Origin of the sequence: Streptomyces sp. NBC_00554, from assembly GCF_041431135.1 — a bacterium.
Taxonomy (GTDB): Bacteria; Actinomycetota; Actinomycetes; order Streptomycetales; family Streptomycetaceae; genus Streptomyces.
Genome location: NZ_CP107799.1, coordinates 4,552,551 through 4,565,911, shown reverse-complemented (window position 1 = coordinate 4,565,911; position 13,361 = coordinate 4,552,551). Strand labels below are relative to the sequence as shown.

The 13,361-nt window shown below is 70.9% G+C and carries 7 protein-coding genes and 1 tRNA gene; all 8 read left to right on the top strand.

All coding sequences use genetic code 11. From position 1 onward, the window contains the following. Positions 1-129: 129 nt before the first annotated feature. The 8 genes from OG266_RS19885 (at position 130) to OG266_RS19850 (ending at position 12,970) form a co-directional block, all read left to right on the top strand. Positions 130-726, top strand: a complete 597-nt coding sequence (locus tag OG266_RS19885; protein WP_371547459.1) for a small secreted protein — start codon at positions 130-132, stop codon at positions 724-726. A gap of 195 nt (positions 727-921) precedes the next feature. Next, entirely contained in the window at positions 922-2,448 is a 1,527-nt protein-coding gene (locus OG266_RS19880) for a methyltransferase (RefSeq protein WP_371547457.1), read from the top strand. A 284-nt stretch (positions 2,449-2,732) separates the two neighbouring features. Next, positions 2,733-2,930: a hypothetical protein gene (locus OG266_RS19875; protein ID WP_266457236.1), complete on the top strand. Its 198-nt coding sequence runs from the start codon at positions 2,733-2,735 to the stop codon at positions 2,928-2,930. A gap of 236 nt (positions 2,931-3,166) precedes the next feature. Continuing rightward, positions 3,167-5,983, top strand: coding sequence for a type I DNA topoisomerase (gene topA / locus OG266_RS19870; protein ID WP_371547453.1), 2,817 nt, complete (start codon positions 3,167-3,169; stop codon positions 5,981-5,983). A gap of 150 nt (positions 5,984-6,133) precedes the next feature. Beyond that, complete coding sequence (gene tmk, locus OG266_RS19865) at positions 6,134-9,457, top strand: dTMP kinase (protein ID WP_371547451.1); 3,324 nt, start codon at positions 6,134-6,136, stop codon at positions 9,455-9,457. A gap of 258 nt (positions 9,458-9,715) precedes the next feature. Next, complete coding sequence (locus OG266_RS19860; RefSeq protein WP_266457228.1) at positions 9,716-10,921, top strand: DNA polymerase III subunit delta'; 1,206 nt, start codon at positions 9,716-9,718, stop codon at positions 10,919-10,921. 240 nt (positions 10,922-11,161) lie between these two features. Next, positions 11,162-12,790, top strand: a complete 1,629-nt coding sequence (locus OG266_RS19855; RefSeq protein WP_371547447.1) for an alpha/beta hydrolase — start codon at positions 11,162-11,164, stop codon at positions 12,788-12,790. 106 nt (positions 12,791-12,896) lie between these two features. Beyond that, positions 12,897-12,970, top strand: a tRNA-Thr gene (locus OG266_RS19850). The last annotated feature ends 391 nt before the right edge of the window (positions 12,971-13,361 follow it).

Sequence of the window (13,361 nt, the reverse complement as noted above, 5' to 3'; positions counted from 1 at the left end):
CTTGTGTGTGTTCACACCTTCTCCGTGAGCCTTCTCTCGCTTGGTGCAAACGGCTCTAAAAGGCGCCCAAGCGGACATTCGGCGTACGAATGTTGCGCGCGTGGCGTGTATGTTCCGGGGCCGAGAGCCATGGAAGGGACCAATCCGGTGAACAAGAAGCTCGCGGCCGCACTGTCCGGCGGTGCGGTACTGGTACTGGCGCTGTCGGGATGCAGCAGCGACGACAGCAACGACAAGCTCAACTCCTGGGCCAAGCAGGTCTGTGACGCGGTGCAGCCGCAGATCCAGAAGATCGCGGCAGCCAACGCCCAGATCCAGAAGGAGACCTCGGACGACAGCACGCCGGAAGAGGTCCAGAAGGCCGACTCCACGGGCTTCCAGGACATCTCCGACGCCTACAAGACGATGGCGACCGGCATCGAGAACGTCGGGCCGCCGGACGTCGACGACGGCAAGAAGAAGCAGGAGGACGCGGTCAAGGAGCTCAACGCCCTCTCCGCGTCCTACGCCGACCTGGTGAAGCAGTCGGATGCGCTCAACACCAAGGACCAGGCGAAGTTCGCCGACGGACTCAGCGGGGTCGCCGAGCAGTTGGGCAAGCTGAGCAAGACCGGCAACGACGCTCTCAAGAAGCTCGAAGAGGGAGACGTCGGCAAGGCGATGGCGACGCAGGAGAGCTGCAAGTCGGCGTCCGCGTCCGCCTCGCCTTCGTCGACCGAGGGCTGATCCGGACGCGCCGATTCTCCTGGGCCGATCCCGGGAGGGCGATCGTTCGTCAACCGAAAGAGGGCCCGGTACGCGTGCGTGCCGGGCCTTCGGTGTGCCCTGCGCGGCTCACGGGGCGGACTTGTCCACAGGCCTACGAGGGGTCGGCGCGGGCTTGTCCACAGGTGCACGCCCCCGTCGGCGGAAGCCGACACAATGGGGGATGTGAGCCACACCAGCCAGTCACCCCTGCCCTCGTCCGGTCGCATCGATGTCGCCGCCCGGTTGCGGGACGCCCTGCTCGGGGCCTCCTTCACCGTCGACGGCCTGCTCGACCTGCTCGGCGCCCCCGCGTACGCGGCGCTGGCGCGCAGTGAGACCGTGCCCGCGCTCCGGGCCACCCGGGGGGACACCCCGCTGGAGACGCTCGTACGGCTGTTCCTGTTGCAGCAGCCCGTGCCGCACGCGCGCGTGGCGGACGTTCTGCCGGTCGAGGGCTGTGTGGAGGCCGGCTGGCTGGCGCGGGTGGGCGGGGGCGAGGTCGCCGCGAGTGTGGACATCCGGCCGTACGGAGGTTCCGACGGGCAGGACTGGTTCATCGTGTCCGACCTGGGGTGTGCCGTCGGTGGCGCGGGCGGCATCGGCAGCCGGGACGAAGGCGTCGTGCTCGGCGTGGGCGGAGCCTCCACGACCCTTGCGGGCATCACCGTGCGTACGCCGGTGGAGTCGGCCCTCGACCTCGGCACCGGCTCCGGGATCCAGGCTCTGCACGCCGCACAGCACGCCACACGCGTGACCGCGACCGACCTCAACCCGCGTGCGCTGCACATCACGGCGCTGACCCTCGCGCTCTCCGGCGCGCCGGCCGCCGATCTGCGCGAGGGCTCCCTCTTCGAACCGGTCGCCGACGAGACGTACGACCTGATCGTCTCGAACCCGCCCTTCGTGATCTCGCCGGGCGCCCGGCTCACCTATCGCGACGGCGGAATGGGCGGGGACGATCTCTGCCGGACGCTCGTTCAGCAGGCGGGGGCACGTCTCAGGGACGGGGGGTACGCGCAGTTTCTGGCCAACTGGCAGCACGTGGAGGGGGAGGACTGGCAGGACCGGCTCCGGTCGTGGGTGCCGCGCGGCTGTGACGCGTGGATCGTGCAGCGCGAGGTCCAGGACGTCACGCAGTACGCCGAGTTGTGGCTGCGCGACGCGGGCGACCACCGGGTGGATCCCGCCGAGTACCAGGCGCGGTACGACGCCTGGCTGGACGAGTTCGAGGCGCGCAAGGTGAAGTCGGTCGGCTTCGGGTGGATCACGCTGCGCAGGACGGCCGCCGCCCAGCCCTCGATCACCGTCGAGGAGTGGCCGCACTCCGTCGAACAGCCGCTCGGTGAGACCGTGCGCGCGCATTTCGAGCGCGTCGACTACCTGCGGGCGCACGACGATGCCGCCCTGCTCGCCGGGCACTTCACGCTCGTGGCCGAGGTCGTCCAGGAGCAGGTCGGGCTGCCCGGCGCCGAGGACCCGGAGCACGTGGTGCTGCGTCAGAACCGTGGGATGCGCCGGGCGACGAAGGTGGACACGGTCGGCGCGGGCTTCGCCGGCGTGTGCGACGGCACGCTGAGCGCCGGCCGGATTCTGGACGCCATCGCCCAACTGGTCGGCGAGGATCCGGTGTTGTTGCGGGACCGGACGCCCGCGCAGATCCGGCTGCTGGTGGAGCAGGGGTTCATCGAGCCGGTGGGATGAAGTGGTGAGGGCGTCCCGGCGGCATCGTGCCCGAGGCGTATCCGTACCGCTGAGTGCGTACGACTTCTGGCATCCCGAAGCCGGGCAGCGACAAGTTCGCGTCGAGTTGGGCGCCCGGATCCGAACCGGCCGCACAGGAAAAACGGGTGGGAAGTCGCCCGCATCGGGCGATCGCATGGGGCTCATGAGGTGTCGGCCGCCTGGTGTTCACCATGGGTTCTTGTGCTCGCCGCCGGGGCCTGTCAGCGTCCCGACCCTGGAGACTCGGGCGGAAGGGCGTAACCGTGGAAAGCGGACCGGCGATCTTCGCGGGGGTGGTGTTCGCGCTGTTCGGAGGCGGACTGCTGGCCTGGACCGCGACCAGGGTGCGCCGTGGCGAGCCCGTCGCCGTCGGTGTGAACCGCGTCGCATCGGCGACGCTTGCGAGCGTCGCCGGAGTGGGGGCACTGGCGCTTGCGATCTGGTGCATCACGCGCGCGTGAGGGCATCGACTTCGGTAACTGGGAGGTCACACTCCGGATAGTGCCGAAACGGCTGGTCGACACTCCGGGCGGCAGGAATGGCGGTAGTCGGGTTACCGTTCGAGTGGCCGTTGCGGGCTTTTCCCGTTTGACACGGGGGCGGGATGTACCGTCACACTCCGCAGCGTCAGCACGACCCGACCCCCGGGAGCAAGGCCTGGGGAGATCCCCCGCGTCGACCGGAGAGAAGAGCGAAGTTGTCCCCGACCAGCGACACCGCACACGGCGGCCGCCGACTCGTCATCGTCGAGTCGCCTGCCAAGGCGAAGACGATCAAGGGCTATCTCGGCCCCGGCTATGTCGTCGAAGCGAGCGTCGGGCACATCCGTGACCTTCCCAACGGCGCCGCGGAGGTGCCCGAGGAGTACACCGGCGAGGTGCGCCGCCTCGGCGTGGACGTCGAGAACGACTTCCAGCCGATCTACGTGGTCAACGCTGACAAGAAGGCGCAGGTCAAGAAGCTCAAGGACCTGCTGAAGGACTCCGACGAACTCTTCCTCGCCACCGATGAGGACCGCGAGGGCGAGGCCATCGCGTGGCACCTCCTCGAGGTCCTGAAGCCCAAGGTTCCCGTCCACCGGATGGTCTTCCACGAGATCACCAAGGACGCGATCCGCAGCGCCGTCGCCAACCCGCGCGAGCTCAACCAGCGCATGGTCGACGCCCAGGAGACCCGCCGCATCCTGGACCGCCTCTACGGCTACGAGGTCTCGCCGGTCCTGTGGAAGAAGGTCATGCCGCGCCTGTCGGCCGGCCGTGTGCAGTCCGTGGCCACCCGCCTCGTCGTCGAGCGGGAGCGCGAGCGCATCGCCTTCCGCTCCGCCGAGTACTGGGACCTGACGGGCACCTTCGGCACCGGTCGCACGGGTGACGCCTCGGACCCCTCGCAGCTGGTCGCCCGCCTCACGGCCGTCGACGGCAAGCGCGTCGCCCAGGGACGCGACTTCGACTCCCTCGGCCAGATCAAGGGCGCCAACACGCTCCACCTGGACGAGACGAACGCCCGCGCGCTCGCCGCCGCCCTGGAGAACACGGACTTCGCGGTCCGCTCGGTCGAGTCCAAGCCGTACCGCCGCTCGCCCTACGCCCCGTTCCGTACGACGACGCTCCAGCAGGAGGCCTCGCGCAAGCTCGGCTTCGGCGCGAAGGCCACCATGCAGGTGGCGCAGAAGCTGTACGAGAACGGCTTCATCACCTACATGCGTACGGACTCCACGACCCTGTCGGAGACGGCGATCACCGCCGCCCGCACCCAGGTCACGCAGCTGTACGGCGCCGACTACCTGCCGGACAAGCCGCGCACGTACGCCGGAAAGGTCAAGAACGCCCAGGAGGCGCACGAGGCGATCCGCCCCTCGGGCGACCGTTTCCGTACCCCGGCCGAGACGGGCCTGACCGGCGACCAGTTCCGGCTGTACGAGCTCATCTGGAAGCGGACCGTCGCCTCCCAGATGAAGGACGCGGTCGGCAACTCCGTCACCGTCAAGATCGCGGGCAGGTCCGCCGACGGCCGCGACGCCGAGTTCAGCGCGTCCGGCAAGACGATCACCTTCCACGGCTTCCTCAAGGCGTACGTCGAGGGCGCGGACGACCCGAACGCCGAGCTGGACGACCGCGAGCGCCGGCTGCCGCAGGTGGCCGAGGGCGACCCGCTGTCCGCCGAGGAGATCACGGTCGACGGGCACGCCACCAAGCCCCCGGCCCGCTACACCGAGGCCAGCCTCGTCAAGGAGCTCGAAGAGCGCGAGATCGGCCGCCCGTCGACGTACGCGTCGATCATCGGCACGATCCTCGACCGCGGCTATGTGTTCAAGAAGGGCACGGCCCTCGTGCCGTCCTTCCTGTCCTTCGCCGTGGTCAACCTGCTGGAGAAGCACTTCGGGCGCCTCGTCGACTACGACTTCACCGCCAAGATGGAGGACGACCTCGACCGCATCGCGCGGGGCGAGGCGCAGTCCATCCCGTGGCTGCGGCGCTTCTACTTCGGCGAGGGCGACGCGAGGGGTGCCGCCGAGGCCGGGAACGGCGACGGCGACCACCTCGGCGGCCTCAAGGAGCTCGTCACCGACCTGGGCGCCATCGACGCCCGCGAGGTGTCGTCCTTCCCGGTCGCCGGCACCGACATCATGCTGCGCGTCGGGCGCTACGGCCCGTACGTCGAGCGCGGCGAGAAGGACTCCGAGAACCACCAGCGCGCGGACGTGCCCGAGGACCTGGCCCCCGACGAGCTGACGATCGAGCTCGCCGAGGAACTGCTCGCCAAGCCGAGCGGCGACTTCGAACTCGGTGCCGACCCGGTGACCGGCCACCAGGTCATCGCTCGCGACGGCCGCTACGGCCCGTACGTCACCGAGGTGCTCCCCGAGGGCACCCCGAAGACGGGCAAGAACGCCGTCAAGCCGCGTACGGCCTCGCTCTTCAAGGCGATGTCGCTCGACACGGTGACGCTGGACGACGCACTGAAGCTGATGTCGCTGCCGCGTGTGGTGGGCAAGGACGCCGAGGGCGTGGAGATCACCGCGCAGAACGGGCGCTACGGGCCGTACCTGAAGAAGGGCACGGACTCGCGGTCCCTCACCGCCGAGGACCAGCTCTTCACGATCACGCTCGAAGAGGCGCTGGAGATCTACTCCCAGCCCAAGCAGCGCGGGCGGGCGGCCGCCAAGCCGCCGCTGAAGGAGCTGGGCGAGGACCCGGTCAGCGGGAAGCCCGTCGTCGTCAAGGACGGCCGTTTCGGGCCGTACGTGACCGACGGCGAGACCAACGCGACCCTGCGGTCCGACGACAGCGTCGAGGAGATCACCCCGGAGCGCGGCTTCGAGCTGCTCGCCGAGAAGCGGGCCAAGACGCCGGCCAAGAAGACCGCGAAGAAGGCTCCGGCCAAGAAAACGGCCACCAAGAAGGCACCCGCCAAGAAAACCGCTGCCAAGAAGACGACGACTTCGAAGACGGCTGCCAAGAAGGCACCCGCCAAGAAGGCCGTCGCGAAGAAGACGGCGGCTTCGGAGGGCTAGAGCTTCGGAGGGCCAGCGCTTGCGGGTGCCTTCCCGGCAACCGTCCTCCATGTGCCCGACACGTGTGCGCCCCTACACCTTTTGGTGTGGGGGCGTCCGTATGTTCGGCCACCCCTTCGGGGAGTCAGTGGGTCCGGATAGGCTGTCAGGATGACGCGAGCCGAGCAGCCAACGGCCCACACCCCGGCCCCCGACGACGCCCTGGTCGCAGATTCCCGGGAGCGCGCCGTGCGCGCCCTGCTGCGCCAGCCGCAGTTGAAACGGCTGTGGAGCGCCCAGCTCGTGGGAGGTGTCGGTGACGCCCTGGCCCTGCTGGTCCTTGTCGTCCTGGCCCTGCAGGCGGCGATCTCCGAGGGTTCCTTCGGCGGTGGCTACCGCGGAGTCGCCCTCGCCGTGGCGGCCGTCTTCGGGGCACGTGTTCTCGCGACGCTGCTCTTCGGGGCCGTACTTCTCGGGCCGCTGACCTCGCTGACCTCCCAGGAGGGGCTGCTCGACCGGCGCTGGACCATGGTCGGGGCGGACGGCGTGCGGGCCGCGCTCATGATCGTCGCGCCCCTGTGGATCGACTGGACCCCGGATGACGCGCTCGCCGTCATCCTGGTCGTCGCCTTCGTGACCGGAGTCGCCGAGCGGTTCTGGACGGTGTGCCGGGAGAGTGCGGCGCCCGCGCTGCTGCCCGCCCCGCCGCTGGAGGGCGCCACGGTGCGCCCGCTGCCGGACCACATGGACGCGCTGCGGCGCCTGTCGCTGCGTACGGGATTCCTGGCGGTGCCGATCGCGGCCGCCGCGCTCGTGGTCGTGTCCCTCGTCAACAACCTGCTGGGCGCCGGGATCGCCTGGTTCGGCCTGCACCAGGCGGCGCTCGCCTCGTACGTCGCCGCCGGGCTGTTCGCCGCCTCGCTGTCGGTGCTGACCTTCCTCGAGCTGCCCGACGCGCGCACCCCGCGCGCCAGGTCGCCGCTGGAGGGCCTGCGCCGCCCCAAGACGGGCACGGTCGTCGACACGGGCCGTACGGGCGCCATTCCGCTCCTTGTGCTGGCCTGTGCCGCCGTCGCCGCGGCGATCTCGGCCGCCGTCGCCGTCTCCGTGCTGCACGCCAAGGACCTGGGCGGCGGACCGGTGACGTACGGGCTGCTGGTGCTGGCGCTGACCGGCGGTGTCGTCATCGGCATCCGTACGGCCTCCTCGGTGGTGCCGTCGCTGTCGCGGCGCAGGCTGCTCGCGCTGGCGATCGCCTTCACCGGCATCGCGCTGCTGGCCGCCGGGCTGGTCCCTGACGTCACCACCGTGCTGCTGATCGTCGGCTTCGCGGGCGTCGGCGCGGGCGTCGCCGCCAACACCGGGCACGCGCTGCTCGACCAGGAGACCGAGGACTACCGGCGCGCGCGGACGACCGAGCATCTGCACGCGGTCGTACGAGTGTTCGTGGCGCTCGGCGCGCTGGTGGCACCCGTGGTGGCGGCCCTGATCGGTCCGCACCGCCTGGAGAGCGGCAAGTTCGTGTTCGCGCACGGCGGCGCCGCCTTCACCCTGATGCTGGTCGGCGCGCTGCTGCTGCCGGTCGCCGCGCTGGTGCTCGCCAAGGCCGACGACCGCTCCGGGGTGCCGCTGCGGCACGACCTGCGGGACGCGCTGCGCGGCGGCGACGACCCCGCCCAGGCCACGGCCGTCTCCGGGTTCTTCATCGCTCTGGAGGGCGGTGACGGGGCCGGGAAGTCGACCCAGGCGGAGGCGCTCGCGGAGTGGATCCGCGCCAAGGGCCACGAGGTCGTGGTGACCCGGGAGCCGGGCGCCACACCGGTGGGCAAGCGGCTGCGGTCGATCCTCCTCGACGTGTCGTCGGCCGGTCTTTCACACCGGGCGGAGGCGCTGCTGTACGCCGCCGACCGCGCGGAGCACGTCGACACGGTGGTGCGGCCCGCGCTGGAGCGGGGGGCCGTCGTGATCTCCGACCGGTACATCGACTCCTCGGTGGCGTACCAGGGGGCGGGCCGCGATCTGTCGCCGACCGAGATCGCGCGGATCTCGCGCTGGGCCACGGACGGACTCGTTCCGCATCTGACGGTGCTGCTTGACGTCTCGCCGGAAGCGGCGCGTGAGCGGTTCACGGAGGCGCCGGACCGGCTGGAGTCGGAGCCCGCCGAGTTCCACGCGCGCGTGCGGTCCGGTTTCCTGACGCTCGCCGCCGCCGACCCGGGGCGCTACCTCGTCGTCGACGCCGCCCAGGAGCCCGAGGCGGTCACCACCGTCGTACGGCATCGGCTCGACGTGATGCTGCCCCTCTCCGAGGCCGAGGTGAAGGCCCAGGAGGAGGCTCGCAAGGCGGCCGAGGAAGAGGCCCGGCGCAAGGCCGAGGAGGAGGCCGCGCGCAAGGCAGAGGAGGAGCGCCTGGAGCGTGAGCGCCAGGAGCAGCTCGCCAGGCTGCGCGCGGAGGAAGAGGAGCGCAAGCAGCGCGAGCTGGAGGAGGCCCAGCGGCGCGAGGCCGAGCGCCAGGCGGAGGAGGCCAGGCAGCGTGCCGAGGAGGCCCGCCGCCGTGCCGAGGAGGAGCAGGCCCGCAAGCTGGCGGAGGAGCAGGTCAGGGCCGCCGAGCAGGAGCGTCTGCGCAGGCAGGCCGCCGAGGAGGCGCGGCTGCGCGCCGAGGCGGAGGCGCGCCGCTTGGAGAAGCAGCGGAAGGCCGAGGAGGCGTTGCTGCGGGCGGAGGAGGCTCGGCGGGGGGCGGCGGAAGCGGCGGCGGCTTCGGCGGCCGCGGCCGCTGCGGTGGCTGCCGAAGCTGCGGCGGTGAAGGCTGCCGCTTCCGGTTCGGCGGGTTCTGCTTCGGCGGCGCCCGACAACGAGACGACCGTGCCTACGCCGGTCGTGGCGCCGTCGGGCGGGTCTGCCCGGGCGGTGGACGACACGGCGGTGCTGCGGCCGGTGCGGGGTGATGAGGGCCGGGGCGGTGTGCGGTCCGGTTCCGGGGCGGGTGCTCGTTCTGGTTCGCGGTCCGACTCCGAGGAGACGGCCAAGCTGCCGCAGCCGCCTGTGCCTGAGCGGGCTGCGGACGAGACGGCGGTGCTGCCGCCGGTGACTTCGGGGTCGGCGGACGAGACGGCTGTGCTGCCGCCGGTGCGGGACAGGGCTGCGGACGAGACGGCCGTGCTGCCGCCGGTGACTTCGGGTGCTGCCGATCAGACGGCTGTGCTGCCTCCGGTTCGGGACGCGGGTGCGGGCAAGTCAGCGAGTGATCCCTCGGATCGGGTGCCGCCGGGCTACTTCCGCGACGAGCGCGCGGCCCAGGGGTCCGAGGACTCCGGCGACCGTACGCGCGAGCTGCCCCAGGTCGACGCCGAGGGCACCCTGCGTCGACGCCCTCGCTCTGACTGGGCGGAGGAGACACCGCTCGACGATCTCCCGACGCTGGCGGACGAGTTGCTGGGCCCGCGCGAGGACGACGACTGGGACGAGGGGCGGGGGAGGGGCGACCAGCGCCGCTGAGATCCGGCGGGCTGCGGTGCGGGAACCGGCGGACGCAGCTGTTGGGACCGTTGGCCGCAGTTGTTGAGATCGGCGGCCGCGGTTGTTGGGCCGGCGGCCGCGGCTGTGAGACCGGTGGCCGCAGCTGTTGGAGCCGGTGGCTGCGGCAGCTGAAGGGTAGCGGTCGTAGCCGTTGGCCCCCGGTCCGGGGACCCGTTGTCAGTGGCGACCCGCACAATGGATCCGGCAAGGCGAAGTGCGACGGAAGGGCGGTGCCCCGTGCCCGTGTGGGACGACCTGGTGGGCCAGGAGAAGGTGAGCGAGCAGCTCGCCGCCGCTGCCCGTGATGCCGACGCCCTCGTCACGGCGATCACCTCGAACACCCCGCCGCCCGAGGCGTCCAAGATGACGCACGCCTGGCTGTTCACCGGCCCGCCCGGCTCGGGCCGTTCCACGGCGGCGCGGGCGTTCGCGGCCGCGCTCCAGTGCGTGAGCCCCGACCGCGCGCTGGGCGGCATCCCCGGCTGCGGCTTCTGCGACGGCTGCCACACCAGCCTGGTCGGCACCCACGCCGATGTGCAGATCGTCCGCACCGACATGCTCTCCATCGGCGTGAAGGAGACCCGCGACCTGGTCCGCCGCGCCCAGCTGTCCCCGGCCACCGGCCGCTGGCAGGTCATCGTCCTGGAGGACGCCGACCGCCTCACCGAGGGCGCGGGCAACGTCCTGCTGAAGGCCGTGGAGGAACCCGCTCCCCGTACGGTCTGGCTCCTGTGCGCCCCGTCCATCGAGGACGTCCTGCCCACCATCCGCTCCCGCTGCCGCCTGCTCACACTCCGCACCCCGCCCGTGGACGCGGTGGCCGACATCCTCGTACGCCGTGACGGCATCGAGCCCGGCGTGGCGGCGGTCGCTGCCCGCGCGACGCAGGGCCACATCGGCCGGGCCCGCCGCCTTGCCACGGACCCGCGCGCCCGCGAGCGCCGGGCCGCCGTCCTCAAGCTGCCGCTCCGGATCGACGACATCGGCGGCTGCCTCAAGGCGGCCCAGGAGCTGATCGACACGGCGTCCGAGGACGCCAAGCAGCTCGCCGAGGAAGTCGACGTGAAGGAGACCGAGGACATGAAGGCCGCGCTCGGCGGGGCACAGGGCGGCCGTATGCCCCGTGGCACCGCGGGCGTCATGAAGGAGCTCGAGGACAACCAGAAGCGCCGAAGAACGCGTACGCAGCGCGATGCACTGGACCTGGCCCTGATCGACCTCACCGGGTTCTACCGCGACGTCCTCGCCCTCCAGCTCGGCTCGCGGGTGGCCCTCGCCAACACGGAGTCCGAGGACGTCCTGGAGCGGCTGGCCCGCGGTGGCCCACCGGAGGCGACCCTGCGCCGCATCGACGCGATCGCCGCGTGCCGCGAGGCCCTCGACCGCAATGTGGCTCCGCTGCTCGCGGTGGAGGCGATGACGATGGCGCTGCGGGCGGGCTGACGGCGTCCCGGTATCCCCGGCATCGGGGTCTCCGGCTCCGGGCTTCCGGCTTCCGGCTTCGGGCTTCCGGGGTCTCCGGGCCTCCGGCTTCCGGCTTTTGGGCCCTACCGGCGAGGTCTGCGTGGTCCGTGTACCCAGTGATGCAGGCCTGGTCGGCGTGACTGGTTGACCGCGTCACTCAAACGAGGCGCTTGGGCAACTGATGGTGATCAACTGGTCGCGCAAGGTTACGCTCGCGAGATGTACATCAGGCGCACTCCTCGGCCGGCCCGGTCCGGCCGGCCGATCAGTTCCCCTAGGCCGCCCCGTACGCCGTCGCGGTCCCTCCGGGTGGGCGGCGTGCTGCTGGCCGCGACCGCACTGCTCGTCTCGGCCTGCTCCTCGGGGAGTTCGACCACGGCGTCGACGGCGGACTCGGCGCTGGCCGCGCTGCCCAGTTCCACACCGGCGGCACTGTCGCGGTACTACGGGCAGAAGCTGACCTGGCGTACCTGCGGTGTGCCCGGCTTCGAGTGCGCCACGATGAAGGCGCCGCTGGACTACGCGAAGCCGGCTTCGGGCGACATCCGGCTGGCCGTCTCCCGCAAGAAGGCCACGGGTCCGGGGAAGCGTCTCGGTTCGCTGCTGGTCAACCCGGGAGGGCCGGGCGGCTCGGCGGTCGGCTACCTCCAGGCGTACGCCGGCATCGGCTACCCCGCGGAGGTCCGCGCCCGCTACGACATGGTCGCCGTCGACCCGCGCGGCGTGGCCCGCAGCGAGCCGGTCGAGTGCCTCACCGGCCGTGAGATGGACACGTACACGCAGACGGACACCACCCCCGACGACGGGCAGGAGACGGACCAACTGGTCGACGCCTACAAGCAGTTCGCGGAGGGGTGCGGGCAGCACTCGCCCGACCTGCTGAGGCACGTCTCCACGGTGGAGACGGCCCGCGACATGGACATGCTGCGGGCCGTCCTTGGCGACAAGAAGCTGACGTACGTGGGGGCGTCGTACGGAACGTTCCTCGGGGCGACGTACGCCGGGCTCTTTCCCGACCGGGTGGGCCGGCTGGTCCTGGACGGCGCGATGGATCCCTCGCTCAGTGCCCGCAAGCTGACCGAGGGGCAGACGGCGGGCTTCGAGACGGCCTTCCAGTCGTTCGCGAAGGACTGCGTAGGCCGGAGCGACTGCCCGCTGGGCGGCAAGGGCACCAGTGCGGAACAGGCGGGCAAGAACCTCAAGGCCTTCTTCCAGCAGCTCGACGCGGCTCCGATCCCGGCGGGCGACGCGGACGGCCGCGAACTCGGCGAGGCGCTCGCGACGACGGGTGTGATCGCGGCGATGTACGACGAGGCGGCCTGGCAGCAGCTGCGCGAGGCGCTCACCGCGGCGATGAAGGAGAAGGACGGCGCGGGCCTGCTCTCCCTCTCCGACAGTTACTACGAGCGCGACGCCGACGGCAGGTACGCCAACCTGATGTTCGCCAACGCGGCCGTGAACTGCCTCGACCTGCCGGCTGCCTTCTCCCGCCCCGACCAGGTGGAGAAGGCGCTCCCCTCTTTCGAGAAGATGTCCCCCGTCTTCGGTGAGGGCCTGGCCTGGGCCTCCCTGAACTGCGGGTACTGGCCGGTGAAGCCCACGGGCGAACCCCATCGCATCGAGGCGAAGGGCGCCGCCCCGATCCTCGTGGTCGGCACCACCCGCGACCCCGCCACCCCGTACCCCTGGGCCCAGGGCCTCGCCTCCCAGCTCTCCTCCGCCACCCTTCTCACCTACGTCGGCGACGGCCACACCGCCTACGGCCGCGGCAGCGACTGCATCGACTCCACGATCAACCGCTACCTCCTCAAAGGCACCCCCGCCACCAAGGGAAAGCGCTGCTCATAGCCCTGCCGCACGCCCCGGAAGTGGTCTCCCGGGGCGTGTTCGGAGCACCCCTGGAAACTGTGTAGACTTACCCGCGTTGCTGATCGCACCATAGTGCGGACGGCGCGCCGCCTTAGCTCAGATGGCCAGAGCAACGCACTCGTAATGCGTAGGTCTCGGGTTCGAATCCCGAAGGCGGCTCTGAGGAACCCCAGGACTCACTCGCCGTGACCTGGGGTTTCTTGTTTCTGTTGACCTTGAAATCGATGTAAATCGGGTGACGGTGGTCTGTGCATCGTAATGCGTAGGTCGGAGGTACCGTTTCCGTGACGGGACCCAGGTGTTGAGCCACCTGAACTGGGGTTTTACGTGTTTCGACTGCTGGTGCTGGCTCACCTGAACGGTCTCCGGTGGACGAGTGGTGGACAGCCGTGCAGTGGCAGTGCAAGTAACGGCCAAGTACGTCGTGATGGGAGCTGTCCTTCTGGCCTTGGCGACAGCTGGCCCGCTGTCCGCCGACCTAGGTGGCTTCGGACAAATCAAGGTGCTGGGCTTCGGCTCCACCCAACTCGGGACAGTCCGCAGTCCCCAC

Coding starts and splice junctions, on each gene's coding strand:
- OG266_RS19885 (WP_371547459.1), top strand. CDS start 130: ATGGAAGGGACCAATCCGGTGAACAAGAAGCTCGCGGCCGCACTGTCC.
- OG266_RS19880 (WP_371547457.1), top strand. CDS start 922: ATGGGGGATGTGAGCCACACCAGCCAGTCACCCCTGCCCTCGTCCGGT.
- tmk (WP_371547451.1), top strand. CDS start 6,134: ATGACGCGAGCCGAGCAGCCAACGGCCCACACCCCGGCCCCCGACGAC.
- OG266_RS19855 (WP_371547447.1), top strand. CDS start 11,162: ATGTACATCAGGCGCACTCCTCGGCCGGCCCGGTCCGGCCGGCCGATC.